Origin of the sequence: Cohnella cholangitidis, assembly GCF_014107495.1 — a bacterium.
GTDB classification, from domain to species: Bacteria; Bacillota; Bacilli; order Paenibacillales; family Paenibacillaceae; genus Cohnella; species Cohnella cholangitidis.
In genome coordinates, this window is record NZ_CP041969.1 from 467,429 (window position 1) to 492,938 (window position 25,510).

General features: G+C 50.1%; 26 protein-coding genes and 2 pseudogenes. 3 read left to right on the top strand and 25 right to left on the bottom strand.

The window, feature by feature from the left end; translation table 11 throughout:
* Positions 1-25: 25 nt before the first annotated feature.
* The 24 genes and pseudogenes from FPL14_RS02310 to sucC all read right to left on the bottom strand — a co-directional run bounded on the left by FPL14_RS02310 (position 26) and on the right by sucC (position 21,670).
* The gene (locus FPL14_RS02310) at positions 26-508 is read right to left on the bottom strand and encodes a flagellar basal body-associated FliL family protein (RefSeq protein ID WP_182301520.1); all 483 of its coding nucleotides are present in this window, start codon (positions 506-508) and stop codon (positions 26-28) included.
* Entirely contained in the window at positions 505-738 is a 234-nt protein-coding gene (locus tag FPL14_RS02315; protein WP_182301521.1) for a flagellar FlbD family protein, read from the bottom strand. The genes FPL14_RS02310 and FPL14_RS02315 overlap by 4 nt, the downstream gene beginning before the upstream one ends.
* 63 nt (positions 739-801) lie before the next feature.
* Positions 802-1,629, bottom strand: a complete 828-nt coding sequence (flgG, locus tag FPL14_RS02320; protein ID WP_182301522.1) for a flagellar basal body rod protein FlgG — start codon at positions 1,627-1,629, stop codon at positions 802-804.
* Between the two features lie 92 nt (positions 1,630-1,721).
* The gene (locus FPL14_RS02325) at positions 1,722-2,108 is read right to left on the bottom strand and encodes a TIGR02530 family flagellar biosynthesis protein (RefSeq protein WP_182301523.1); all 387 of its coding nucleotides are present in this window, start codon (positions 2,106-2,108) and stop codon (positions 1,722-1,724) included.
* Positions 2,101-2,565 carry a flagellar hook capping FlgD N-terminal domain-containing protein gene (locus FPL14_RS02330; RefSeq protein WP_182301524.1) on the bottom strand — a complete coding sequence of 155 codons (465 nt, stop codon included), beginning with the start codon at positions 2,563-2,565 and terminating at the stop codon, positions 2,101-2,103. Before FPL14_RS02330 ends, FPL14_RS02325 begins: the two co-directional genes overlap by 8 nt.
* Positions 2,566-2,589: 24 nt before the next feature.
* Positions 2,590-3,018, bottom strand: a complete 429-nt coding sequence (locus FPL14_RS02335; protein ID WP_182301525.1) for a flagellar hook-length control protein FliK — start codon at positions 3,016-3,018, stop codon at positions 2,590-2,592.
* On the bottom strand, positions 3,018-3,989 hold the full coding sequence (locus tag FPL14_RS02340; RefSeq protein ID WP_182301526.1) for a hypothetical protein: 972 nt from the start codon (positions 3,987-3,989) through the stop codon (positions 3,018-3,020). Before FPL14_RS02340 ends, FPL14_RS02335 begins: the two co-directional genes overlap by 1 nt.
* A 68-nt stretch (positions 3,990-4,057) precedes the next feature.
* Positions 4,058-4,939, bottom strand: a complete 882-nt coding sequence (locus FPL14_RS02345; RefSeq protein ID WP_182301527.1) for a MotE family protein — start codon at positions 4,937-4,939, stop codon at positions 4,058-4,060.
* 43 nt (positions 4,940-4,982) lie between these two features.
* A complete protein-coding gene (gene fliJ / locus FPL14_RS02350) occupies positions 4,983-5,429 on the bottom strand; it encodes a flagellar export protein FliJ (protein ID WP_182301528.1) in 447 nt (148 codons plus the stop codon).
* A gap of 12 nt (positions 5,430-5,441) precedes the next feature.
* Complete coding sequence (gene fliI, locus FPL14_RS02355) at positions 5,442-6,761, bottom strand: flagellar protein export ATPase FliI (RefSeq protein WP_267875396.1); 1,320 nt, start codon at positions 6,759-6,761, stop codon at positions 5,442-5,444.
* A complete protein-coding gene (gene fliH, locus FPL14_RS02360; protein WP_182301530.1) occupies positions 6,748-7,590 on the bottom strand; it encodes a flagellar assembly protein FliH in 843 nt (280 codons plus the stop codon). The genes fliI and fliH overlap by 14 nt, the downstream gene beginning before the upstream one ends.
* Positions 7,583-8,593 carry a flagellar motor switch protein FliG gene (gene fliG / locus FPL14_RS02365; RefSeq protein ID WP_182303815.1) on the bottom strand — a complete coding sequence of 337 codons (1,011 nt, stop codon included), beginning with the start codon at positions 8,591-8,593 and terminating at the stop codon, positions 7,583-7,585. The genes fliH and fliG overlap by 8 nt, the downstream gene beginning before the upstream one ends.
* Positions 8,594-8,604: 11 nt before the next feature.
* Positions 8,605-10,173, bottom strand: coding sequence for a flagellar basal-body MS-ring/collar protein FliF (gene fliF, locus FPL14_RS02370; RefSeq protein ID WP_182301531.1), 1,569 nt, complete (start codon positions 10,171-10,173; stop codon positions 8,605-8,607).
* A gap of 95 nt (positions 10,174-10,268) precedes the next feature.
* Positions 10,269-10,571 (bottom strand): flagellar hook-basal body complex protein FliE, encoded by a 303-nt coding sequence (fliE, locus tag FPL14_RS02375; RefSeq protein ID WP_182301532.1) that lies wholly within the window; start codon positions 10,569-10,571, stop codon positions 10,269-10,271.
* A gap of 51 nt (positions 10,572-10,622) precedes the next feature.
* Positions 10,623-11,066: a flagellar basal body rod protein FlgC gene (gene flgC, locus FPL14_RS02380; protein WP_182301533.1), complete on the bottom strand. Its 444-nt coding sequence runs from the start codon at positions 11,064-11,066 to the stop codon at positions 10,623-10,625.
* A gap of 3 nt (positions 11,067-11,069) precedes the next feature.
* Entirely contained in the window at positions 11,070-11,483 is a 414-nt protein-coding gene (gene flgB, locus FPL14_RS02385) for a flagellar basal body rod protein FlgB (RefSeq protein WP_182301534.1), read from the bottom strand.
* Positions 11,484-11,733: 250 nt separating this feature from the next.
* On the bottom strand, positions 11,734-12,504 hold the full coding sequence (codY, locus tag FPL14_RS02390) for a GTP-sensing pleiotropic transcriptional regulator CodY (RefSeq protein ID WP_182301535.1): 771 nt from the start codon (positions 12,502-12,504) through the stop codon (positions 11,734-11,736).
* A 132-nt stretch (positions 12,505-12,636) separates the two neighbouring features.
* Positions 12,637-14,025 (bottom strand): ATP-dependent protease ATPase subunit HslU, encoded by a 1,389-nt coding sequence (gene hslU / locus FPL14_RS02395; protein ID WP_182301536.1) that lies wholly within the window; start codon positions 14,023-14,025, stop codon positions 12,637-12,639.
* 29 nt (positions 14,026-14,054) lie between these two features.
* Positions 14,055-14,597, bottom strand: coding sequence for an ATP-dependent protease subunit HslV (hslV, locus tag FPL14_RS02400; protein ID WP_182301537.1), 543 nt, complete (start codon positions 14,595-14,597; stop codon positions 14,055-14,057).
* Positions 14,598-14,696: 99 nt separating this feature from the next.
* A complete protein-coding gene (gene trmFO, locus FPL14_RS02405; protein WP_182301538.1) occupies positions 14,697-16,028 on the bottom strand; it encodes an FADH(2)-oxidizing methylenetetrahydrofolate--tRNA-(uracil(54)-C(5))-methyltransferase TrmFO in 1,332 nt (443 codons plus the stop codon).
* A 29-nt stretch (positions 16,029-16,057) separates the two neighbouring features.
* Entirely contained in the window at positions 16,058-18,154 is a 2,097-nt protein-coding gene (topA, locus tag FPL14_RS02410) for a type I DNA topoisomerase (protein WP_182301539.1), read from the bottom strand.
* 58 nt (positions 18,155-18,212) lie between these two features.
* On the bottom strand, positions 18,213-19,406 hold the full coding sequence (dprA, locus tag FPL14_RS02415; protein ID WP_182301540.1) for a DNA-processing protein DprA: 1,194 nt from the start codon (positions 19,404-19,406) through the stop codon (positions 18,213-18,215).
* Positions 19,407-19,552: 146 nt separating this feature from the next.
* A complete protein-coding gene (sucD, locus tag FPL14_RS02420) occupies positions 19,553-20,479 on the bottom strand; it encodes a succinate--CoA ligase subunit alpha (protein ID WP_182301541.1) in 927 nt (308 codons plus the stop codon).
* Between the two features lie 31 nt (positions 20,480-20,510).
* Positions 20,511-21,670: pseudogene (gene sucC / locus FPL14_RS02425) on the bottom strand (ADP-forming succinate--CoA ligase subunit beta).
* A 520-nt stretch (positions 21,671-22,190) separates the two neighbouring features.
* Between sucC and FPL14_RS02430 the strand changes: the two are divergent.
* Positions 22,191-22,415 carry a hypothetical protein gene (locus tag FPL14_RS02430; protein WP_182301542.1) on the top strand — a complete coding sequence of 75 codons (225 nt, stop codon included), beginning with the start codon at positions 22,191-22,193 and terminating at the stop codon, positions 22,413-22,415.
* 73 nt (positions 22,416-22,488) lie between these two features.
* Here the strand turns inward: FPL14_RS02430 and FPL14_RS02435 are convergent, their stop codons facing one another.
* Complete coding sequence (locus FPL14_RS02435; RefSeq protein WP_182301543.1) at positions 22,489-23,469, bottom strand: fibronectin type III domain-containing protein; 981 nt, start codon at positions 23,467-23,469, stop codon at positions 22,489-22,491.
* Between the two features lie 389 nt (positions 23,470-23,858).
* Here FPL14_RS02435 and FPL14_RS02440 point away from each other — a divergent pair.
* Both FPL14_RS02440 and FPL14_RS30440 read left to right on the top strand, forming a co-directional pair.
* Positions 23,859-25,021 (top strand): annotated as a pseudogene (locus FPL14_RS02440) (YifB family Mg chelatase-like AAA ATPase); the annotation flags it as partial.
* 3 nt (positions 25,022-25,024) lie between these two features.
* The gene (locus FPL14_RS30440; RefSeq protein WP_324617864.1) at positions 25,025-25,417 is read left to right on the top strand and encodes a magnesium chelatase subunit ChlI family protein; all 393 of its coding nucleotides are present in this window, start codon (positions 25,025-25,027) and stop codon (positions 25,415-25,417) included.
* Positions 25,418-25,510: the final 93 nt, after the last annotated feature.

Consider the following 25,510-nt stretch of genomic DNA (forward strand, 5'->3'; position numbering starts at 1 on the left):
TTGAAATAGCATTGGATTTTCTTTATTAAACAGGCATCATCACAAATCCCGTAATGCCGACATTCAACAGCTTTCCATCCGACAACACATCGTTGATGGAATTTATAAGCCCTGCCGTCAATTGGTCTTTGCCTTTGGTACCGTTCATTTCGTCTGGGGTCATAACCCATAAAGCGCGGTTAATGATCGGTTTAACTTTGCTTTCCTTGATCTTGTCGAACTCTTCCTTTGCTTTCTCGTTTTCGAGTTGGAACGAGAAGCTAATTTGCACGACATAATCCGTGTCGGCGAGGTTTGTTCTAATATCAATTAATTCGGATGTGACTTTAACCATTTCATCCGCAGATATTGGCTCGACTTGCACACTGCCGGCAGCTTCCTTCGCGACTTGTTCTGGATCATCCGATTTCTTGTCCCCGAACAGGTTAGTTGCGAAGTAAAACGTGACAATGACAATTAACGTAATCGCCAATAATAGCGAAACGAGCCATGGCAACAATTTTCTCATGACGTAGCTCCCTCCGATTGCGTGTCCACTGGGCTTGTAACCGCCGCTAGCACACCGATACTGCGTAGGTAATGCCGGATAGCCCGGATTACATCCGAAGAATTTTCAATAACGATGAATTTCTTTCCAGTCGTAAGCGTAATAATCGTGTCTGGCGTATCTTCTACCGTTTCGATCAATAAGGCATTGATATGAAACTTACTGCCGTTAAGGCGCGTGACATAAATCATTACAGGGCCTCCCCTAAGCTGCCAAGGGGAGAGCTAAGCTCTCCCAAGGCAGGAGATCAATAACTATCGTTTAAGGTTAACGACTTCTTGTAAAATATCGTCCGATGTCGTGATAATTCTGGAGTTCGCTTGGAATCCGCGTTGCGCGACGATCATTTCCGTGAACTCGTTCGTCAAATCGACATTGGACATTTCAAGCTGACCGGTAATGATTGCTCCAGTACCTGTTTCAAGGTTGGCTGCTGTTCCAACAATCAGCTCGCTTTCGGCGTTGGCATTCGGAGTCATGCGGTACAAGTTGCCTCCCACTTTCTCCAAACCGCTCGGGTTAACGACTTTCGCTACACCGACCTGGAATTCCGTAGGCGTTGCAATTCCATCTTGGTCAATCGAAATGATTGTTCCGTCTTGAGCGATAGAGAACGCGGTCACTCCTTCATCAAGAACGATCGGTTGGCCTTCGCCATCGTCGCCGGAGAGCACGAACATTCCATCCGCATTGACAAGTTGACGGTTAGCGTCAAGCGTGAAGTTACCAGAGCGAGTCAAATATCTTGGACCGTCCGCGCTCGGACTTACGACGAAAAATCCATCGCCATCAATACGAAGATCCGTTGAGCTTCCGGTAGTCATCGCGCTACCAGGCGTATGCATCGTATCGATGGAAGCGATCGACACCCCTAGGCCGATTTGTTTGGCATTAACGCCTCCGGATTCACCTTCAACCGGCGCCGTTACTCCTGACATCGATTGGCTCAAGATATCCTTAAACATCACTCGACCAGCTTTGAATCCTACTGTGTTTACATTTGCGATGTTATTACCGATAACGTCAAGCTTCGTTTGAAACCCGCGCATACCGGAGACACCAGAGTACATAGAACGCAACATGAAATGTCTACCTCCATAAATTTGGTGGAATAGAGCCGCTTCAATCGGTCGGCGGCTTAGGGCTTCCTAAGTAGGACCAGCCCGGTTTAACGTTAGCTGACAACGACGGCGCTATCGATTTGCGTGAAAATATGTTCTTTCATCGAATTGCCGTCCATCGCGGTAACGACGGTTCGATTCGGCACATTTACGATCATCGCGATATCCCGAAACAACACCAGAGAATCCTTCGCGCCTTTCGCAGCGGCTTGTTCAACCGCATCGGCAATTTTCGTCAACTGCTCCGGCTGCAATGAAATGCCTCTTTGCTGCAACCGTTGCTCGGCGTGGTGACTGAACTTCAGCTGTTGTTGACTAAGTAAGTCGCGGAATGAAGCCGTCTCCGGATACTCCTGCTTATTCCGGTTGATGTTGCGATTGCCTTGAATCGGTCCCGTAAGTCCCGTTGAAAGATGTCCAACGAGCATCCGGTCACTCATTTCCCGTCGCCTCCGATTCGCTGTCTTCAGACGGTTCAGAGATCGACGTTATTTCTTCCATTGGGACTTCCTTATCCTCGACCTTGACGTATTGAACGCCGTCGCGCCACAGCACGGAGTTAACGGTACCGTGATACTCCACCACTCCGGCATCCGTTTCAGTCAGCCAAGAAACTTCCTTGCCGATTAAACCGGCAGCCATCCCCGCGGATTGTTTAAGCGCGACCAGTTCCTTGGTCATGTTCATCGTTTGTTCCAAGGACGAGAATTGCGCCATTTGCGCGATAAACTCCTTATCTTGCAAAGGCTGCATTGGATCTTGGTTACGCAATTGCGTGACTAAGATTTGTAGAAACTGGTCTTTGCCCAGCTCCTTCACGGGTTTTCTCGCCGCCGCTTGAACGTTCTGCGAAGAATAATACGGCCATACATTCGAACTCCCGATACTATCAGCCACAGAATTCACCTCCTTCAACCGGAATTACGCTGTGACGTTAATCGAGCTTCCGTAACCGAATTCCTTAAGGGAAGAGTTACGTTCCAGCTCGGCGGCGAATACGGCAGGATCCTCGATTGCATCTCCATTGCCGTTGCCATTGTTGCCGTTGCCGTTTCTAGCATTCGAATGACGTTGCTCTTGGTGCATAAACGCAGTACTTGCCGAGTTAGCAGGTTGCTGCACAACCTCCAAACGTTCAACCTGCAAGCCCTGACCGTTTAATGCGGCTCTAAGCTGCGACATTTGATTTTCTAGAAGATCGCGAGCAGCCGGGTTTTCCGTAACGAATTGGGCAGTCAGCTGGCCGTTCTGCATGACGATACGAATGTCGACTTGACCAAGATGTTCGGGAGTGAGCGTAAGCTTCGCTTCGGATGTTCCGTTTCCTTGGATTAACTGGAATTGCTTCACTAAGAACTTCTCCATCTGCGATGCAAACTGCTGTACCGGAACTTGTGCCGCAACGACGGTTTACCCGTCTGCAATTCGGCATTCGTCGTTACGTCGTTCTGCAAGAACGTCCATGCCGGCTGTGAACCCGATTGACTCGCTTCACCGGAGGCTGCGGCGCTAGTGACCACGGCAGGTTGACTGTTCGAGGCTTCGTTCTCGGCTACTTCAGTAACGTTAAACCGCCAAACCGGATCGCGGAGAGCTTGAACGGATCTGCGCTCCTGAACCACGACGGCTGTCTGCGTTACCGCATCTTTCGTTGCAGAAACGGAGTCGACAGCTGCTTTATTAGGAGTAGCAGTCTGTACGCCTTCAGCACTGTCTTCTTGAGCAGCTCCTTGACTCACGGCTTGATTACTCTGCGTTTTGGCTGTAATCGAATCCAACAAAGCTTTAAGCTGACCGGCAAAGTTCGTCGCTAACGGTACGTTCTCATCGCTTGAAGCTATGACAGCGGCAAGCTGCTGTAAAGTTTCCCGCAACGAACGCACGATAGGTTTCGAATCGACGGATACCGGATCCGTCGTTGTAAGCGGATCCGCCTGCGCAGATTGGTTCTGGCCGATTTGTTGAAGCAAGCTTTGGAATGCAGCTAACAGTTCGGCAAGCTGAGATTGTACGTCCGACGTAAGAGAACTCAGATCGGATTGTTCTAGCTGCTCCAGCTGTTCGACTAAGCCGGCGAGCATCTCCAATAAATCCTGGGATTGCTCAGCGCTTGCATCTAACCCCAATTGGCCTAGCAATCCTGCTAATCCTACCGGCAATGACAATCCGTTGCTTACCGTCGCCGTATTGCTGGTACCATCGATCGCTTGCACCAGCGCGCCCGCGAATCCGCTTCCCGTTGCAGAGCCTGCGGCGGAACCAGAAGTCGATGCTGCCACCTTACCCGTAGAGATTGGCGAAGATGAGATAGCCATGTTCATTTGTTTTCACCTCCTTTCAATAGGCAGGTACAAAACGAATTAAGGATTAGCCGGCATGAGCTTGCTGACTAGATTAGCCGTAGCCTTCTTATCGAGCTCTGACATCGATGACAAAATATCCGAGCGAGAGCATCGTCCAACACGCTAAGAATTCGCAGCACTTTACTCTGATTCGTTCCTGCCAACTGCAACAACAAAGTCGCCGCATTGCTAGGCTTCATCGAGGAGAAAGTTCTATTTAGCTCCGCGGTATCCAGCGTCGAAGATTGCTCGCCTGCCTTAAGCTCCAATTCCTTAACGCGAGATTGCAAGGCGGAAATTTCGCGGTTGTCCACCGTTTCGGAATCCTTAAGCTTCATCGTAACGTCGGCCGCTTTTTTCGGAGTCATGCGTTCGAGCACTCGTCCGCGTTCGGTATCCGACATTTCGCCCAAAACAAGGGCGGATTCGTCCAAAGTCATATTCTCCAATATCGGAGCCGCTTTGCTTGGAGTCATTTTGCCGTACATTTGGGCTAAGGAGGAAATTCGAGCATGGTACGCATCGCTGGTAATCGTTTTTTCCGAGTTTTCTTTCGTCAATTGGTCGACTTTGCTCTGCAGATCATCGATCTGCTTTTTCTGATCGACCGTTTGTTGCGTCGCTTGCTTAAGTGCCGTTTCCCGATCCGCTAGAAGCGCGTTCAGCTCTTCTACTTTAGCTTTGGCATTGTTGACCGTCAGTTGTTCATCCGAATTGGCGCCCGGCACGGCAGGCTCGTCCGGATCCGGAACGATCGATTTAACGACGGGAATTTTATTCCCGATCTCAAGCGCCGCATTCCGCCATTCCTTATTGAACATCAACAGCAATATGCCTAGCAATACAGCGGTAAACAAGATCGGGGTAACAAAAAAGAGAAATCGTTCGAAGCCGCTGTAACTGCTCTTTTCTACGTCCGCGCTCGCCACGATTCTCCCTCCCTTCTCCTGCGATAGGTACGTGTGCTTCCAATCACCCGCGAGCGGCTGACGCAGCCCGTACGATCGCGATTTCATCCAGTTCGTTCTGTTCTTTAGCAAGCCATGCGCTTCTAAAACGCTCTAGAGCGCGTTCTCTTGCATTAACCCAAACTTTCTCGTCTACCATCTTGTCCGTCAGGTGGCTTTGGCGTTTTCTAACCAACGTTTCAGCCGATCGTACGTCTTCGCGCTGCTGAGTAATTCGCTCGTCCAAAATTTCTATGTAACGGTGCAGCGTCTGCAACTCGGTCAACGGCGTCGGTCGCGCGGAGGTCTCTTGCAAAGCTTGTTCCACGCCCCGTCTCTCTTCAAACAAAAGCGCCAGTTGTTCTTCTTCTTTGCGCAATTTTCCGAGTGAAGCCGCGTATTCCCATTCGGCCATCGATTTCTCGCTGCCCTTCAAATCAACGATCTTCTGCAAGTGATATCGAAATGACATAATCGCTTATTCTCATCTCCTGTAAAAATCGATGATCAACCGTTCTTGAGATTCCTGCAGCGTGATTTTCTCGTCCGTTCTTTGTTGCGTATAAGTTCTAATAAGATCGTAATACTGGATTGCTTTATCGATCTCAGCATTCGATCCCCGCTGGTAAGCGCCGATATTGATCAGATCCTCCGAATCACGATACACGGCAAGCAATTTCTTCAACTGCTCCGCCGCTCCTTGTTGCTCGGAACTGATAATGTCTTTCATAACGCGGCTTACGCTGGACAAAACATCGATTGCCGGGAAATGACCTTTATTCGCCAGATTACGATGCAAAACGATGTGTCCGTCGAGTATTCCTCTAACGGCATCGGCAATCGGCTCGTTCATATCATCTCCGTCAACGAGCACCGTATAGAATGCCGTTATGGAACCTGTTACTCCAGTCCCCGCTCGTTCGAGCAACTTAGGAAGAGCTGCGAATACCGAAGGAGTATACCCTCTAGTTGCCGGAGGTTCGCCGATGGCTAACCCTACTTCGCGAAGCGCCATGGCATAACGGGTAACGGAATCCATCATGAGCATGACGTTCAAGCCGCGATCGCGGAAGTACTCCGCAATCGTCGTCGCTATCAATGCGCCTTTCATCCTGACAAGCGCCGGTTGATCCGACGTAGCTACGATCACGACCGATCTAGCCAACCCTTCGGGACCTAAATCCTTTTCGATGAATTCAAGCACCTCGCGGCCGCGTTCCCCAATTAACGCGATGACGTTAACGTCTGCCGAAGTATTTCGCGCCACCATCCCGAGCAGCGTACTTTTACCTACGCCCGAACCTGCGAAAATCCCTACGCGTTGCCCTTGACCTACGGTTAACAATCCGTCTATCGCCCTAACTCCGACTCCGAGCGGCTGGGTTACTCTAGGCCGTTTCAACGGATTACCAGGGGCATTGTTCGTTGAATAGTGCGGCATGCGTACCGGTAAACTCGAACCATCAAGCGGCTTTCCTAATCCATCGAGCACTTTGCCAAGCAATTCGGAACCTACCTGAACCGTTAACGGCCCTCCCGTTGCCACGACTTCGCAACCGGGGCCAACGGCGTGCAGTTCTCCGAGCGGCATTAGCAGCACACGGTTATTTCGAAAACCTACTACTTCTGCTAGAACAGGTTTTCCGCCTTTGATCGGATGAATTGAGCAAACGTCCCCTATACTGGCATCCGGTCCTTCAGACTCCACGGTCAAGCCGATAATTTGAATCACTTTGCCGTTTACCCGTAAAGGATCCATGTGCTGCAGCGTTTCCGTATAACGGTTAATGTCAAGGAGCGGCAATATTATCGCCCTCCTCAATCCTATGAGACGCGACCTTGAGCAACTGTTCCCGTATCGCTTCCAATTGGGTATCGACTCTTGCATCGATGCTGCCGAAAGCCGAACGAACGATGCAACCGCCCTCCTTGATGGAAGAATCGGGAACGATTTGAAGCTCTGCCTGCGCATCCAGAATCATGGCTAATTCGTCTTTCGCGGCTTGTACATAAGCAAATTGCGACGGAGCGACGCATAATACGATCACTCCCTGCTCTCTTCTTCTGGCAAGAGCTTTCTCGAAAAGCTTCATGGACATTTCCGGCGCTTTAGACAGCTTGCGGCTAATGATCTTCTCCGCGATCGAACAACTTAGCTCGACGAGGAAAGACTCGCCTTCCGTGATCACCGTTTCTTTGGCAGCGTAAGCTTGCTCGACTATCGTTTGAGCTTCCTGCAGTCGTGAAGCCCAGTTCTGGTGCAGAACTTCCTCCGCTTGTCTTGATCCGGCTTCATAACCTTCATCATATCCTTGGCGGCTGGCTTCTTCGCGAACTTGCGAATCTTCCTCGCGACGACTTTGCCACCAATCCTCGATTTCCTTACCGGCTTTGTCCCGGATTTCGGCTGCATCTGCTCTTGCCTGCTGCAAAATTTGTTGCGCGGCTTCCTCTGCGTCGGCCAATATCCGATCCTTCAACGATTGTGTTTCGACGTCAATCGTCTCATTTCCTTCGCCGTCGACACCGGATTCCGAAATATTTTGCGGGCTCGGCGTAATTCTCCTAATTAATTCCAATCTCTTGAGATCATCCAGCGAAACGACATGAGAAGATTTGATGAGATTAGACAATAATATCGTCTCCTCCGCCACGAGCGATAATGATCTCTCCGGCTTCTTCCAATCTGCGGATTGTCGCTACGATGCGAGTCTGGGCTTCTTCGACGTCGCGAAGCCGCACCGGTCCCATGTATTCCATCTCTTCTTTGAAAGTTTCGGCCATCCTTTTGGACATATTTCGGAATATCGATTCCCTGACTTCTTCGCTGGCCACTTTGAGCGCCAATTGAAGATCGGCGTTCTCGATATCGCGAATGATGCGCTGGATCGAACGATTGTCCAGGTTGACGATATCCTCGAACACGAACATCCGCTTCTTGATCTCTTCCGCCAGCTCCGGATCCTGAATTTCCAACGAATCCAAGATCGTCCGCTCCGTCCCCCGGTCGACTCCGTTCAAAATCTGAACGATAGCTTCGATACCGCCTGCATTCGTGTAATCTTGCGTGACGGTCGAAGACAGCTTTTGCTCCAGCACTCTCTCTACTTGGGAGATTACGTCCGGCGAAGTGCTATCCATTAGCGCGATTCTGCGAGCCACTTCGGCTTGCTTCTCTTGAGGAAGCGAGGATAACACGGCGGAGGATTGCTCCGGTTGCAAATAAGATAAAACCAAGGCGATCGTTTGAGCGTTCTCGTTCTGAATAAAGTTAAGAATTTGCGAAGGCTCCGCTTTCCTAGCGAAGTCGAATGGACGAACCTGCAAGGTCGCCGTCAATCGATTGAGAATATCCATCGCTTTCTGCGAACCCAACGCTTTTTCCAAAATCTCTTTCGCGTATGTAATACCGCCTTGCGTAATGTATTCCTGCGCGACGCAGATTTGATGGAACTCGCTAAGAATCATTTCTTTCTCGCTCGCGTCGACTTTGCGCACGTTCGCGATTTCTAACGTCAGCTGCTCGATCTCATCATCTCGCAAATGCTTGAACACTTGCGCGGACACTTCCGGTCCGAGGGTGATGAGGAGAATGGCCGCTTTTTGTCTACCCGACAACTGAAATCCCTTCGCCACCATTGCCACCTCTATTCATCCACTAGCCATGTCCGGAGAAGATTAACGAACTCGTCCGGTTTACGTTTGGCCAAGCCTTCCAATTGTTTGCGAACTTGGCTCTCGTTTGCGACGTTGTCGATATCGATCGTCGGCATTTCCACGCGCGGCGCTTCCGCAAGTTCGGCCGCTTCTTGCGCTGCTTTACGACGACGGTACAAGTAATAACCGCCACCGCCCAGTAAGGCCAATGCCAAAAGTCCTGCGCCGGCTAACCAGTATGCGGATGTCGAAGTTCCTCCGCCAGAAACATCGTTACCTTCGAAAGACTGGGACATAACGGATACGCGTTGCGCCAAAGCCTCATCCGTCAACTCCAAGCCCGACTCCGCCAACAGTACCCTCGCGCTGCGAAGCAGCACGCCTTGGATCTCCGTCAGCTTCTCGGGAGTCATTTTTGAAGCATCTACTCCAACATTTATCGAAATGTCCTTCACTTTATAAGGTCCGTAGTCGATATTATTAGTAATCCGACTTACTTCATAGTTAACGGTGCTGGAAACCTTTTCCGAAGAAGACGAACCGGAACTTCCTCCTCCAGGGTAATTGGAAATATCCGTTTCCCCCGTACCCGCTACTCCGCCTGACTGGCCATCTTGACCTTGATAGGTCTCGCTGGTGTCGTTACGGCTAATTTCGATCCCTTTGTTATCGTTATCCGGGATCGGCTGCACCAACTGCTCCGTAGAGATCTTCTTGTCGAAATTCAACGCAGACACGACGCTTACGACCATGTTGTCCATTCCGACGATCGGATTTAGGAACTGTTGGATATTTCTTTTCAAGGTATTCTCGAATTCGTTCTGGATCGCGAACTGGGTTTCATAAACCGCTCCGCCCATACCGCCGCTGCCGCCGATCTGGGTAGACGGCGTCAAATCGCCAGTGCTGCTGCTAATCGTAATATCTTTGATATCGAGATTTGGCACAGCCGATTTCACTAGATTGTAGTAGCTGTCGACTTCTTCTTGTTTCGGGCGGAAGCCCGGTTTGAAAGTCATTACGACGGCTGCCGTCGCCTTGTCTTTGTCGGATTCATTCAAGAAAACCGAATCCTCGGGCAACGTTACGATTGCTTTAACTCTTGAAATCCCTTGTTTGCTCAAGAGCAACTGTTGAATTTCTCCGTTCAAAGCGTTGCGGAATTTAACTTTAAACTCTTGGTCAGTCGTTCCGATCGTAGAGGAAGAAGCGCTCATCTCGGCAAAACCGATCGAACCGTTCTGTATGAGTCCTTGCGAACCGATATCGACCTTTACTTTCGATGCGGATGCACTCGGCACGGAAATGCTAGTGCCTCCATCGTTCAACTGATAACTGATCCCGTTGGTATCCAAGTATTCCATAATTGCCGCCGCGTCCGAGCTGTCCAAATTTTGAAAAGCAAGCTCGTACTCTGTTCTTGTAAACAAATAAGTCAATAAAATAATGGCAAATAGCAACAAGGCTGCTGTTGAGGCGAGAACCCATTTTTGCGTTTTGCTGTACTGGTTCCAGAAACCTTGCAGCTTTTCTCGAACCTGTGCCCACTTCTCGTTCACGATTTCACCTCACCTGCGGTTAACACTTTGGGATCAAAGACATAGTCCGTCCTTCACCCAAAGTGGATTTGCTACAATGTTTAGTAGGAATAGGGCTACACTTGAATACGCATAATTTCCTGGTAAGCCTCGATCACCTTGTTGCGAACTTGCCCTACTAAAGTAAGGCTTAGCTCAGCCTGAGTAGCCGCGATAATCACTTTATTCTCGTCAACTTCCCCGATCAGAAATTGATCGTTAACCTTATGTACGTTCTGTTCTTGGGCCGCTACGCTATCTATTGCGGATTTGAGATAAGAAGCAAAGCTCTCCGTAGCTTCGGCGGGAGTCGTCTTCGTTTGAAGAGTGCTGACGTTAGGCACCAGGCCTACTGGAGTAATCATCGAATTCGAAATCAAACTAGCACCCGCTTTCAATTGTTATGTATGTAGCTTCTCTTGCTCGACCTCTTATCGACCCATCTCCAACGCTTTCATGAACATCGCTTTTCTAGCGTTTAATGCCGTCACGTTCGCCTCGTACGAACGCGAAGCAGCCAAAAGATCCACCTGTTCCTTCAGCATGTCCACGTTAGGCATATAGACCATTCCATTCGCGTCCGCATCCGGATGCGATGGATTATACACTTGCTTAAATGGAGTGGAATCCTCCTGAATCGCAGTTACCTGCACACCTTGCGCGGCAGAGCCATTCATTTGCTGGGCTAACAGGTCCTGGAACCTAGGTTGCACCGCTTCCATGACAACCATTTTTCTGCGATAAGGGACGAACTGCCCATTGACGTATCCTGCCCGCGTCGATTCCGCGTTCGCGATATTGGCAGTAATGACATCCATCCTCAGACGTTGTGCCGTTAACGCCGAAGCGCTAATATCAAAGCCTCCAAGCTTCATCCGTTAGATACTCCCTTTAATCCCGATTCTCATCATTTTTGCATCGTGGCTCACTTGCTGAGTCAGTAGGTTATACCTTAGCTGATTTTCCGCGAGCATAGCCATTTCTTTCTCTACGTCAACATTATTGCGATTATTGTTAATCGCTGTCGAATTCTGCGTTACGACCTGCGGAGATGGAGATGGGTAACTCGAGTTAATCGGGATGTGTCTTTCATTGGTCATCCTACCCGCTAGAACTTTCGTCCCTTGGCTGCCGATGGCTTGCGACAACATTTCTTCAAAAGCTACATCCGATCTTTTGAAATATGGCGTATCTACGTTCGCAATATTGTTAGCTAACACCCTTTGTCTCATCGTGGCAGCATTGATTGCGTTTTCCAAGCGTTGAAACGCAGCACCGCTCAAAACTTCCATTCCTGTCGCCTCTCTTCGCTTGTACATGAGAATTTATTCATGTTCATCCCAACTGTTATTCAACGCCTATCTCCCATATTCCTGCTTGTTCCGACATCATATTCTTCGAAAATACAAAAAATTTACAAAGTGCGACAAATTAAAATTTTCTAAGATCATCATCTACGACATACGGTCTTGTGACAATAAGAAAAAAGCCCTAAATCTTTTGTTAAAAGATCGGGCTTTCCTTATTTCTATTTTCATATTCTTAATTTTTTCGATGGTCAAGTTCTTGCAGCAATTGGGAATTTAGAATGCGAATGTAGGTACCCTTCATTCCGAGCGATCGCGTTTCGATTACTCCGGCGCTCTCCAATTTTCTTAGCGCGTTTACGATAACCGATCGGGTAATTCCCGCCCTATCCGCAATCTTCGATGCGACGAGAAGCCCTTCCTTGCCTTCCAACTCCTCGAATATTTGCTCGACGGCTTCCATCTCGCTGAAGGAAAGCGAATTGACGGCTACCGATACGATGGCCTTGCTCCTGGCCTCCGTTTCTCTTTCTTCCGCCCTCTCGCGCAGGATTTCCATCCCGATAATAGTGGAACCATATTCCGCCAGAATCAGGTCGTCTTCGCCAAAGATTTGCTTGTTTCTGGATAGGACTAAAGTACCTAGTCTATCGCTTCCGCCGATAATAGGAACTATCGTGACAATTTCATTTTCGAACAAAGCGTTCAGATTAGCGAATATCTCCTCGTTCGAAGTAACATTCGCCGCCGTCTCGGAAATTCGCAATAGGCGCTCGTTCGTCTCGGAAGGAAACCTGAGTTCGTCCGCCTGCTCGCTCCGCAACCACATTTCCGGAAAACCGGCTGAATGGGCGGCTCCAAGCACTTTGCCCTTACGGCTAAGAACAAAAACGTTTCCTAGCATCGTTTCCCGCAGTCCCTCGGCCATCTCGCGGAAGTTTAACGGTTTTCCCGCTGCCTCTTGCAGTAATTTGTTCAGCGTCCGGGTTTTCATCAACAACGTCATGATCCTGCTTCCTCCTAGTACGACAACCAAGTAAAACGGCTTCGCCGACTTCTAGGCGACAATTCTGCGACCGCAAAGGGTCGAACAGACTATTGCGCATGGACGGCTTCATTCGCAAGAACCGTATGTCCGTTACAATATATATTGACTTAAATCTCGATTGCTCGCAATCGAAGATAACTTCTCACGAACGTATTCCGGCGTGATCGTCATTTCTTCCAATTGCAGCTCGGGCGCTTCGAAGCTTAAATCCTCCAGCAATTTCTCCAATAAGGTGTGCAATCTGCGCGCGCCGATATTTTCCATGTTGTGGTTGACCTCTTGCGCCATGCGCGCAAGCTCGGTAATCGCGGCATCCGTGAAGGTTACGTTGATTCCTTCCGTCTGAAGCAAAGCCGTGTATTGTTTGGTTAGCGCATTTTCGGGCTCCGTAAGAATCCGAACGAAATCCTCGTCGGTCAAGCTGCTTAGCTCTACGCGGATAGGGAATCGTCCTTGCAGTTCCGGAATCAAATCCGAAGGCTTGGCGATATGGAACGCTCCCGCGGCAACGAAGAGCACGTAATCCGTTTTGACGGGGCCGTATTTCGTCATGACGGTCGATCCCTCAACGATAGGAAGAATATCCCTTTGCACGCCTTCGCGCGAGACGTCAGGCCCCTGTCCGCGCCCTTGGCTGGCGATCTTATCGATCTCATCGATGAAGATGATTCCCGACTGCTCCGCGCGTCGTACGGATTCGGATATGACGTCATCCATATCGATCAGCTTATTGGCCTCTTCCACGATGAGCACTTTACGAGCTTCCTTGACGGTTAAACGACGTTTCTTGCGACGTTTCGGAAGAAACTGACCGAGCATTTCCTGCATGTTGCCCATCTGCTCTTGTCCGGGGCCTCCGAGCATATCCAGCATGCTAGGAGAATTGTCCTCGACTTCGATCTCGATAATCTCGTTCTCCAATTGCCCCGCATCAAGCTTAAATTTGGTGTCGCGCCGTTTATCCTGCAGGCCGGGGTCCACCGGCTCCGGCTCGTCGCTCGGCGTGCTAATGCCGCCGAATAGCATTTCCAACGGGTTTTTATTCGACTTGGGCTTAGCCGGAGACGGCACCAGCAAAGCGGCTAACCGCTCGTTCGCGGCTTTCTCGGCTTTATCTTTTACTTTCTCCGTTCGTTCTTCCTTAACCATCCTGATAGCCGTCTCGACCAAATCCCGAACCATCGACTCAACGTCTCTGCCCACGTATCCGACCTCGGTAAATTTCGTAGCTTCGACTTTGATGAACGGAGCATGAACCAACTTGGCAAGCCTGCGGGCGATTTCCGTTTTTCCGACGCCCGTCGGGCCTATCATCAAAATATTTTTAGGAACGATTTCATCGCGAATCTCTTCAGGCAGACGGCTGCGCCGATAGCGATTGCGCAGCGCCACCGCCACCGAACGCTTGGCGGGTTTCTGACCGACGATGTATTTATCTAACTCCGCTACAATCTGGCGAGGCGTCAGAGCGTCATTCATGCGATTATCTCCCTTACCTAATGTAATCATCATATCTCCTCGACAATCAAGTGGTTATTGGTAAATACGCAAATCTCCGAAGCCGTTTCTAGCGCTGCGCGGGCAATTTCCTTGGCTTCCATCGCAGGGGCATGTTTCTTAAGCGCTCTTGCAGCCGCTAGCGCGAAGCTTCCGCCGGAACCGATGGCGAGAATGCCGTCATCGGGTTCAATAACCTCTCCGTTACCCGATAATAACAGCATCCCGGTAGCATCCACGACGATCATCATCGCTTCCAATTTACGCAACACCCGGTCCGAACGCCAATCTTTCGCCAATTCTACGGCAGCGCGCTGCAGATTGCCATGATGTTCTTCCAACTTTCCTTCGAACTTCTCGAATAGCGTAATCGCATCCGCAACCGATCCGGCGAACCCGGCGAGTACTTGATTGCGATAAAGCCTGCGTACTTTCTTAGCCGTGTTTTTCATGACCATGCTGTTGCCGAAAGTGACTTGACCGTCGCCCGCGATCGCGCCTTTGCCATTGTGCCGAATCGCGCAGATCGTCGTTGCGTGAAAGCTCATATCCATGGGCTGATCCTCCCGAATATTCATAGGTTTAAATTTACTCTATCGTAGAAGTCGCAAAAGCAGCGGCTTATGAGATATACGCTGCCGCTGCTTAATAAGTTACAAACCGGAACTTTTCTTGATTTCCAAACTAAGCGCGTCAATACTCTCCAATGCCCTGGCGGCGATGGCTTCGTTTTTCTCCTTTTTGCTTCGCACGCGATGCCCTAATGGAGGAAAAAGCCCGAAGTTCGCGTTCATCGGTTGAAAATGCTTGAAGTCCGCCGTCGTGATATAGTGCGCCATGCTTCCTAGCGTAGTATGGGCGGGTAAAGTCAGCAGTTCTTCTCCTTTGGCCAACCGTCCGGCGTTTAGTCCCGCGATCAAGCCCGAAGCGGCCGATTCCACGTATCCCTCTACTCCGGTCATTTGACCGGCGAAGAATAGCGTTTCTCTGTCTCGGAACTGATATGTCGGATGAAGCAGCTTAGGAGAATTGATGAACGTATTGCGATGCATCACTCCGTAGCGAACGAACTCGGCATTCTCAAGCCCGGGGATTAGCGAAAACACTCTTTTCTGCTCGCCCCATTTGAGGTGCGTCTGAAATCCTACCAAGTTATATAGCGTACCGGCGGCGTTGTCTTGCCGCAATTGAATGACCGCATGCGATTTCGTTCCCGTTCTCGGATCCACTAATCCAACCGGTTTCATCGGCCCGAACAGCACCGTCTGTTTCCCTCGCTTGGCCATGACCTCGATCGGCATGCAACCCTCGAAATACATTTCCTTCTCGAAATCTTTAACTTCCGCCGTTTCAGCGGTCGTGAGCGCTTCGTAGAACGCGTCGAATTCGCTTTCCGTCATCGGACAGTTCAGATATGCCGCTTCCCCTTTGTCATATCGGGATGCTAAGAACACTTTGTCTAAATCGATGGAATCCTTCTCGACGATCGGAGCAGCCGCATCGAAGAAGTAAAAATATTCTTCTCCCATCAACTGCTTAATGCTCTCCGAAAGCTCCGGGGAAGTAAGGGGGCCCGTCGCGATGACGACGATCCCGTCTTTAGGAACTGCGGTAATTTCCTCGTTCACTACCGTAATGAGCGGATGTTCGCGAAGCCGCGTCGTCACTTCTGCCGAGAAGCCTTCGCGATCAACCGCCAGCGCTCCGCCGGCAGGTACGGCATGTTTATCCGCGCAGATCAGGATGAGCGAATCCAACCTTCTCATCTCTTCCTTCAGCACGCCGACCGCGTTGGCCAATCCGTTAGCTCTTAAGCTGTTGCTGCACACCAATTCGGCAAACCCGCCCGTGTGATGGGCAGGCGTTTGCTTTACCGGACGCATTTCATATAATGTGACAGGTACGCCCTGGCTGGCAATCTGCCATGCGGCTTCGCTTCCAGCCAACCCGGCACCGATGACCGTCACGGATTGAACTTCTTTCAATTGCTAAACCTCCTAAGCTGACACTGCCCTTATTCTGCGGCTTCTTCAGACTCCTCTACGTTCTCCGAGTGGCTGCACGCCGTGCAGTGATATTGAATCTCGCCTTTTACGCGTTTCTCGACCATCAAGCCGCCGCAGCTAGGGCAAGGCTTCGCAACGGGTTTATCCCATGAAACGTAATCGCAACCGGGATAGAGGTTGCAGCCGTAAAATACCCGTCCCTTCTTGCTTCGGCGCTCAACGACGTGACCTTCGCCGCATTTCGGGCATTTAACGCCCGTTTCCTTGATAATCGGCTTCGTATTCCGGCAATTCGGGAAACCGGAGCAGGCAAGGAACTTGCCGAAGCGTCCCATCTTATAGACCATCGGACTGCCGCATTTGTCGCAGATTTCGTCGGAAGGCTCATCCTTGATCTCGATTTCCTTCATCTCGTCTTCGGCGAAGTTCAGCCGAACCTCGAACGATTTGTAGAATTCGCCGATTACGTTGACCCAATCTTGGGTACCTTCCTCAACGTGGTCGAGATCGCCTTCCATGTTGGCCGTAAATTCAGCGTCGAGAATTTCCGGGAAAAATTCTTCCATCAGCTGGATAACGAGCTCTCCGAGCTCGGTCGGAATGAATTTTTTCTCTTCCATCGCCACATAGTTTCTCTTCTGGATCGTCTCCAGCGTCGGCGCGTATGTACTTGGGCGCCCTATGCCGAGCTCCTCCAGCGTTCGGACTAATCTGGCTTCCGTGTAACGCGGCGGCGGTTGGGTGAAGTGCTGCTTAGGCTCAATCTCCTTAGAGCCTACTTTATCCCCGGTCGCGAGCGCAGGCAGCAAACGGTCTTCATCCGTCGTTCCGTCGTCGTTGCCTTCCACGTACACCTTCATGAAACCGGCGAATTTCAACTTTGAACCGTTAGCGCGGAAAACTACCGGACCATTGCTTAGATCGACGGTCATCGTATCAAGCACGGCGGAAGCCATCTGACTCGCGACGAAACGTTCCCAAATGAGCTTATATAGGCGCAGCTGATCCTTCGAAGTAAAGGCTTTAACGGACTCCGGATCACGGAGAACCGATGTCGGACGAATCGCTTCATGCGCATCTTGCGCGCCGGCGTTTTTCTTCGTGTACACGCGAGGCGTCTCCGGTAAAAACGAGCTTCCGTATTTGCCGGATATATATTCGGCGGCTTCTTCCTGAGCGACAGGAGATATACGCGTAGAATCCGTACGCATGTAGGTGATGAGACCGACTGTGCCCTCTTTGCCCAAATCTACCCCTTCATAGAGCTGTTGGGCGATTTGCATCGTTTTCGAAGCACGGAAGTTTAGCTTACGGGCCGCTTCCTGCTGCAAGGAGCTCGTAATGAACGGAGGAGACGGATTGCGCTGCCGCTCTTTCTCCTTCACTTCGCCTACGGTGAAGTCATTGCCCTTCATGAGGGCTAGTACTTCCTTCACTTCCGCTTCGCTCTTCAACTCTTTTTTCGTCCCGTGCACGGAGTGGAACTTCGCTTCGAAAGCCGACTTCTCTTTCGCGAGATGCGCGGTAATGCTCCAGTATTCTTCCGGAATGAACGCGTTGATTTCGTTCTCGCGGTCGTAAATGAGCTTGACCGCAACCGATTGTACTCTGCCCGCGCTTAAGCCTTTCTTCACTTTCTTCCATAATAGAGGGCTTATTTTATAACCGACCAACCGGTCGAGCACCCTTCTCGCTTGTTGGGCATTCACGAGATCCATATCGATGGGGCGAGGATTCTTAAAGGCATCCTTCACCGCTTGCTTCGTGATTTCGTTAAATACGACGCGGCAAGCATCCTTCTCGTCTATTTCCAAATAATGCGCCAAATGCCACGCGATCGCTTCGCCCTCCCTATCGGGGTCGGCCGCGAGATATACTTTTTTGACTTTTTTGCTGGCATCGCGAAGCTCCTTCAGGACGCTCCCCTTGCCGCGAATCGTAATATATTTGGGCTGAAAATCATTTTCTACTTCTACCCCGATCTGGCTCTTGGGTAAATCGCGAATGTGCCCCATGGACGCTTTGACGATAAATTTGCTTCCCAAATATTTGCCGATCGTCTTGGCTTTAGCCGGTGACTCTACGATAACGAGCGAATCCGCCACGTCCATTCCTCCTCTCCTACGGTCGACAAGTCCTCGTGCCTATGCGCTTATGTCTACATTAAAGGACATGATATACAGAACCGGGTTGTTGATGAATCCGTCTTTTTATTAGTAAAGATAGCAGAACGGAGTGTAAATGTCCAAATGTCATCCCGGATTGTTTCGCAAGTTCGTCGATCGAACAGGCTTTTTCGAGCAATATTCGATATAGCCGAAGCTCGTCGGGAGTTAGATTTTCGGACGGCGAAACCGGCTCTTCCGGCGCATCCGCAGCTTTTGGAGACGATGGGATCGGCGGCAGCCTGTATGCGTACATCTCGAAAATGTCACTCTCGTCAAGTACCGGGTGAGCGCCCTTCCGAAAATACTCGAGAGCCCCCTTGCTCCTTGGCGAAGTAATTTGGCCGGGTACGACGAACACATCCCTATTATAACCTAAGGCCAAATCCGCGGTGATTAAGGCCCCGCTCCTATGGGCTGCCTCTACTACGATGACTCCATATGACAAACCGACGATAATCCGATTACGCAAAGGAAACAAGCCGGGATGAAGAATCGTGTCCGGCGGACTTTCGGAGAGAATGAGGCCTTGATGGAGAAGATCGCGGTAAAGCGCTTTATTCTCTGGAGGATAACAATGATCCACTCCGCCCGCAACGACCGCAATCGTCCCGTTTCGAGCGTGTAAGGCGCCCAGATGGGCTGCGGTATCGACTCCCCTAGCCAAACCACTGACGACCGTCATACGCTGCGCACAACCCGCTCCGAGGTCCTCCGCCACCTTGCGGCCATATCCGGTAGCCAGCCGGGTGCCGACAATCGCGATCGCCGGATTGCGCACAAGCTCCCAATTCCCTTTGTAGTAGATAACCCAAGGCGGGTCCGATATCTGTGCAAGCAATTCCGGGTATTCATCGTCCAAATAGGTGATTACCTGAATATCGCGCTCCTCAAGCTTGCGAATTCTCCGCTCCGACGCTTCCTCCCGAAGATTGTCGACAACCGCCGCGGCTTGCTTTGCGCTAAGACCCATGTCTCTCCAATCTCCCGCCAAGAAATCGGGAACATGCCTTAACGAGCCGCTTCCTTTGGCGGCGCCATAAAGCAGAATATTGGCGATCGTAATTCTCCCTACCCCTTCCGTCTCATGCAGGGCGATGAGAGTGTCTCTTGATATCCCCGTCATCCTGGCTTCCGATCTGGAGACGACTCTCGCTTTGGTCGTTTCGTCAAGCTCAGATTCGCTTTTCAATTGGACTCCACTCCTTACTGTCGTTATACGCAAAGAAGCCTCCCGCTCCCTCCGAAGAGGGGGCAGAAGGCTGCTTGCCTTGCCGATTCGTCCAGCGGGTCAGATCGACCGCAGTCACGAAATTCTCATATGAGCTTACTGTAGCATTAACCTTTGCATTTTTCCAGCAAACCTTTTTCTTCGAGCACGGCGACAAGAGTCGCGCCCATGTCGGAAGGCGTCGGAGCAACGCGAATTCCGCATGCTTCAAGAACAGAAATTTTCTCGGCTGCCGTACCTTTCCCTCCGGAAATGATCGCGCCGGCATGTCCCATACGTTTGCCCGCTGGAGCAGTTGCGCCGCCGATGAAGCCAACGACAGGTTTAGTCATGTTCGCTTTTACCCACTCGGCCGCTTCTTCTTCCGCCGTACCGCCGATTTCGCCGATCATGATAACGGCATACGTATCCGGATCCTCATTAAACAGCTTAAGGATATCGATGAACTCCGAGCCTTTAACCGGATCTCCGCCGATTCCGACGGCGGACGATTGACCGATGCCGCTCGAAGTCAGTTGATGAACCGCTTCGTAAGTCAGAGTTCCCGAACGGGAAACTACGCCTACGTGGCCTTTTTTGTGAATATAACCCGGCATGATGCCGATTTTGATCTCCCCTGGCGTAATGACGCCCGGGCAGTTCGGTCCGATCAAGCGAGTTTTCTTGCCTTCCATGAAACGCATGACTTTAACCATGTCCAGTACCGGAATTCCTTCCGTGATACAGATGACAAGATCAAGCTCCGCGTCTACCGCTTCCATGATCGCGTCGGCCGCGAAAGGAGGAGCAACGTAGATTACGGATGCCGTCGCGCCCGTTGCGTTTACAGCTTCGACTACCGTATTGAATACCGGCAAAGAAACCGTCGTGCCGTTTTCCAAGTTGAAGTCTACGTTCGTGCCGCCTTTGCCCGGCGTAACGCCGCCGACCATTTGCGTACCGTAGTCCAGTGCACCCTTGGCGTGGAAATTTCCCGTTGCGCCCGTGATGCCTTGGGTGATCACCTTGGTGTTTTTATCGATCAAAATACTCATGATTACACACTCCCCGGTAGGTTCTCCCTAGTCATTTCACGAGCGACACGATTTTTTGCGCGCCGTCGGACATCGAATCCGCAGCCACGATGTTCAGGCCGGATCCGTTCAAAATTTCTTTACCTTTTGCTACGTTCGTGCCTTCCAGACGGACGACGAGCGGACGGTCGAGACCAAGCTCGCGAGCAGCCGCGACAACGCCCTCGGCAATAATGTCGCACTTCATGATACCGCCGAAAATGTTAACGAAAATCCCTTTGACGTTCGCATCGGACAAAATGATCTTGAACGCTTCGGTTACTTTCTCTTTCGTCGCGCCGCCGCCAACGTCTAGGAAGTTAGCCGGTGATCCGCCGAAATATTTAATGATGTCCATTGTCGCCATAGCTAGTCCAGCGCCATTAACCATACAGCCGATGTTGCCGTCTAGAGCAATATAGGAAAGATCGAATTTGGAAGCTTGAATTTCCTTGGCATCCTCTTCGTCCAAGTCGCGAAGCTCGACGATGTCCTTGTGACGGAACAATGCGTTGGAATCGAAGTTCAACTTCGCGTCAAGAGCCATAACGTCACCGGAACCGGTAACGACAAGCGGATTGATCTCCGCGATGGAGCAATCTTTGTCTTCGAACGCTTTGTACAAAGCGAGCATGAACTTAACCGCTTTGTTGATCAGTTCGCCCGGAATTTTGATATCGTACGCCAATTGGCGCGCTTGGAACATTTGCAAGCCGACCGCCGGATCGACGACGACTTTGATGATTTTCTCAGGAGAGTGGGCAGCGACTTCTTCGATATCCATGCCGCCTTCTTCGGAACCCATCATGACGACGCGTCCGGTTCCCCGGTCGACGACGACGCCGATGTAATATTCTTTCTTGATGTCGCAGCCTTCTTCGATCAGAAGACGTTTCACTTCTTTGCCTTCCGGTCCCGTCTGGTGAGTGACCAATACTTTGCCGAGCAATTCTTTGGCGTAGCTTGCTACGTCATCCAGGCTCTTGGCGATTTTAACGCCGCCTGCTTTACCGCGTCCGCCCGCGTGAATCTGGGCTTTAACGACAGTAACCGAGCTTCCGAGTTCTTTTGCTGCGCTTACGGCTTCGTCGACGGTGAACGCCACTTTGCGCGCGGCACGTTAACGCCATACTGCCTCAAGACTTCCTTGCCTTGATACTCATGAATATTCATGACCCTGGCATCCTCCCGTTGTGCGCTTTAATATCGAGTGCGACTATCGCATCGGTATATGATCACCGTGCGTAGCCGTCACAGGTGACTCCCTGTTAGCGATGCGATCATCGCTTGCGGCTGTCACACAAACGAATTTATGTAACAAAACCTTCACCATTGTAACACTAATCGTTGCACGCTTCCTCACTTTTTCATCAATTTATTAGTCTTATTTGGCAATGGTTTCATCTCAAATCGATATGGAAACAAGGCAAACACATATAGCTTTTGCATTTCAAGAAAGGATTATTCCTTTAAGTTGACAGTCTTGAGCGGCGAATGTATTTTTTCAAAGTCGCACTTTAAAACCGTTCAGCTACTAACACACGCAATTCCATCTTGATTTGTCTAGATAAACGCTTCATGGACTTGCACATAGGGGGAAAGTACATCTCCCCTTTCTTTGAAAATCTAATATCGTCAGTTTATTGGATTTGTTGTAAAATGATGTAAAATGATAACGTGAGAGGTGCTATACATGGTGGGATTTCTTAATGGCGTTGCTTTCTTTGTATTCTTAGGCACGGCTATGTGGGGATACAAAGTTGGAAATGATATAAATACAACGTTAAGCGTCTTCAATCAACCTTCACAGCAGTTCCAATACCAAGCAGCTATGTTCGTTTGGGTTCCTGGATTTCTAATAGGATCCTTCTTCCTTGCATTGGCTCGCATTATTGAATTACTAGAAAAAAAGAAATAATAATGGAATCGCCTGGAAAATTACGTGAGAAAAACAAAAAAAGCCCGAGAGCCATAGCCCTCGAGCTAATTCCTTATGGAGTTACATCATACTCATCCACATCAAACGCAAGAATCTTATCGAAGATGACGTATTCGCTACGAGCTTTGAACGGACCTTTGTTCCATGTCTTAGTGAACTTGTACTTAGCAGGGCCTGTGCCGCCGCCCTTGGCGTCGTACCACGAGATGAAGGCGTGAAGCTCAGCCATGGATAGATCGTATTCCTTTTCGAGTCCGTTCGTCATGGTTATGGTGAGGAGTGCGCGCCCAAGGATAAGAGGCGAAGCAGATACTTCATTTGATAGGGGACTCTCCCCATTAAGGCTAGTTGCAGTTATGACATAATAATAAGTCGTTCCATTCATAACATTAGTGTCAACGAAATTTAGATCAATAATGTTATTCGCTATTGTTGTGTATGGACCTCCACTTGTTAAGGATCTCTTGATTGTATAGTGAGTTGCATTTGTAATAGAACTCCACGAAAGCGTGATCTGATTTACTTCTTCTGTTGCAGCAAGTATGGGTACATCTGGGCTAACAGCATCGAAAACATCAAATTCAAACACTTTCGTTGCTGTACTAAATCCATTTGAAAGGTAGACTGACTTTACTCCCGGGACAGTTTGAATAAATTGTAACGAACCATCCGTAACAGGTGTAATCGTCTTAATAACAACTCCAGACGCATTAAGAAATGTAAGATTTGGTCGCCCGGGTGCATCTGTAAGTAGTCTATACGAACCAATAAGGTGAGGAACTGAAAAATTGTAAAATGCATTATCATATACGGTTGGTAAGCTTGCGTTTTGTGCATGTAAAGTAAACGATGTACTTTCATCATTATCAGTAATCAGAGTTGTTGTCCCTGCACTCGAATCTTTACCCATACCATAGTGCACTGGTTTATTTTCTAATAAACCACCCGTGTATGCACTTACCGATGACAAAGGTACGGTAAGGCTGAGTAATAGTGTAAAACTTAAAAATAAAACAATAATTTTTACCTTCAATGTAAATCCTCCTCATATGTAATGAATCAATCATAAGAGGAAATATTAGGAATTGTAAGACTGATATTCTACAATTTTCAACACTATACTTAAGAGTTAAAGGACAATCCCGGAAAGTACGGTTCACAAGCGAATGATTTACTTGTGATCGTTATCGTTTTGGTCGTATTAGACCATGTTACATGTGCTCCAAGCGCCCCCCACCTCACGCGGTAACGGAAACCATCGTTAATTACTCCACCTTAAACCTCTATCTGTTTATTCCATATAGTTGACAGCCTTGAGCGGCAATTGTATTCTTGCATTAACAGAAATATTCGGAGAGGAAGCACCTTTCCCGTCATTTAATCTCAGACGGAGGAAGGTGTTTTTTTGTGTACGTCAAAATCATGAGCGCAAGCGTATTCGGCGTGGAAGGACGGTTTATCGAGGTCGAAGTGAATATATGCTCGGGGTTGCCGCAGGTGTCGGTCGTCGGCTTGCCGGATTCGGCGGTACGGGAATCCGTCGAACGGGTGAGAGCGGCGATACAGAACGGCGGCATGAAGTTCCCGATGGACCGGATCACGATCAATCTCGCGCCGGCCGATCTGCGCAAGGAAGGCAGCGCGTTCGATCTGGCCATCGCCGCGGGCATTTTATGCGCAAGCGGACAGGTTGATACTAGCCTGCTGGAGGATACTTTGTTCATCGGGGAGCTTTCCTTGAACGGAACGGTTAGGAATGTCCCGGGAGTGCTTCCGATGACCGAATTGGCCCGCGGTGCCGGCATTCGGAGAATTGTCGTACCCCACACGGCCGTCGCCGAGGCTTCTCTCCTTCCCGGAATCGAAGTGTTCGGAATTTCTTCCCTGTCCGAGTGGATTCACGGTTTTATCGACGATGGGAGGGAAAATGGTCTTTCAATCGGGAATGCAAACGGATTCGGCATAAAAGAGCTCAACCGCTTGAATCTATCGCGATTAAAAACGGATCCGAATGACCAAGAACTGGACTTATCCGACGTCATCGGCCAAGACCAAGGAAAACGCGCGCTCCTTATCGCCGCTAGCGGAATGCATAACCTGCTCTTCGTCGGGCCGCCCGGTACGGGAAAAACGATGCTCTGCCGGAGATTGCCCACGCTCATGCCTCAGCTGGACGACGAAGAAGCATTGGCCGTTACGAAAATATTCAGCGTATGCGGTAAACTAGGCAACTCTCCCTCCGGGCTATTCCGTAAACGCCCCTTTAGGGCGCCTCATCATACGATCTCGTCCGCAGGATTAATCGGAGGAGGTTCCATACCGAAACCCGGAGAAGTCACGCTTGCCCATCATGGCATCTTATTTTTGGACGAAATGCCCGAGTTTTCACGTGTTTGCTTAGAGGCTTTGCGTCAACCTCTAGAAGATCGTGAAGTCACGATCGGGAGAGCGCGGGGAGTTTGTCAGTTCCCTGCCCGATTCATGTTAGCCGCATCGATGAACCCTGTCCGTGCGGGTATTATGGATGTTCCGTGGATGATCGTCCGTGTACATGCACTCCTACGGCGATAGCGAGATATCGCGCCCGCATGTCGGGTCCGCTTGCGGACAGACTGGACCTGCAGGTCGAGCTGCCCCGCCAAACGGTCAAGCCTTCGGATGGCGATCGCATGACTTCCACGCAGGCAAGAGAGATCGTGATCCAAGTTGCCAAACGGCAAAAAGCTCGTTATGCATCTCACGGATTTCAATGGAACAGCCAGCTGCAAGGACCTTTGTTGAAAAAATACGCGAAACTATCCTCCGATGCCGAGATGCTGCTCCATCACGTATACGAGCGGCTCGGCCTAAGCTTTCGCGCGCATGACCGAATTCTGAAGATGTCCCGCACGATCGCGGACCTTGCCGATAGAGAGCAGATTGGTTCGGAAGACGTAGCCGAAGCGATCAGCTACCGGTGCTTGGACCAGAAAGAAAATTAGATAAAGGGATTTAACCCGTGCACGGAAACAGGAAAATGGATAATAATGGAGAATACATCATATTGAACGGTTGCATAAGAGTTGTTAAAAAAA

Excerpts from the sequence above, each read along its gene's own strand:
- FPL14_RS02310 (WP_182301520.1), bottom strand. The coding sequence starts at position 508 with ATGAGAAAATTGTTGCCATGGCTCGTTTCGCTATTATTGGCGATTACG.
- FPL14_RS02315 (WP_182301521.1), bottom strand. The coding sequence starts at position 738 with ATGATTTATGTCACGCGCCTTAACGGCAGTAAGTTTCATATCAATGCC.
- flgG (WP_182301522.1), bottom strand. The coding sequence starts at position 1,629 with ATGTTGCGTTCTATGTACTCTGGTGTCTCCGGTATGCGCGGGTTTCAA.
- FPL14_RS02325 (WP_182301523.1), bottom strand. The coding sequence starts at position 2,108 with ATGAGTGACCGGATGCTCGTTGGACATCTTTCAACGGGACTTACGGGA.
- FPL14_RS02340 (WP_182301526.1), bottom strand. The coding sequence starts at position 3,989 with ATGAACATGGCTATCTCATCTTCGCCAATCTCTACGGGTAAGGTGGCA.
- fliJ (WP_182301528.1), bottom strand. The coding sequence starts at position 5,429 with ATGTCATTTCGATATCACTTGCAGAAGATCGTTGATTTGAAGGGCAGC.
- flgC (WP_182301533.1), bottom strand. The coding sequence starts at position 11,066 with ATGAAGCTTGGAGGCTTTGATATTAGCGCTTCGGCGTTAACGGCACAA.
- flgB (WP_182301534.1), bottom strand. The coding sequence starts at position 11,483 with ATGGAAGTTTTGAGCGGTGCTGCGTTTCAACGCTTGGAAAACGCAATC.
- codY (WP_182301535.1), bottom strand. The coding sequence starts at position 12,504 with ATGACGTTGTTGATGAAAACCCGGACGCTGAACAAATTACTGCAAGAG.
- hslU (WP_182301536.1), bottom strand. The coding sequence starts at position 14,025 with ATGAATGACGCTCTGACGCCTCGCCAGATTGTAGCGGAGTTAGATAAA.
- hslV (WP_182301537.1), bottom strand. The coding sequence starts at position 14,597 with ATGGATATGAGCTTTCACGCAACGACGATCTGCGCGATTCGGCACAAT.
- sucD (WP_182301541.1), bottom strand. The coding sequence starts at position 20,479 with ATGAGTATTTTGATCGATAAAAACACCAAGGTGATCACCCAAGGCATC.
- FPL14_RS02430 (WP_182301542.1), top strand. The coding sequence starts at position 22,191 with ATGGTGGGATTTCTTAATGGCGTTGCTTTCTTTGTATTCTTAGGCACG.
- FPL14_RS30440 (WP_324617864.1), top strand. The coding sequence starts at position 25,025 with ATGTCGGGTCCGCTTGCGGACAGACTGGACCTGCAGGTCGAGCTGCCC.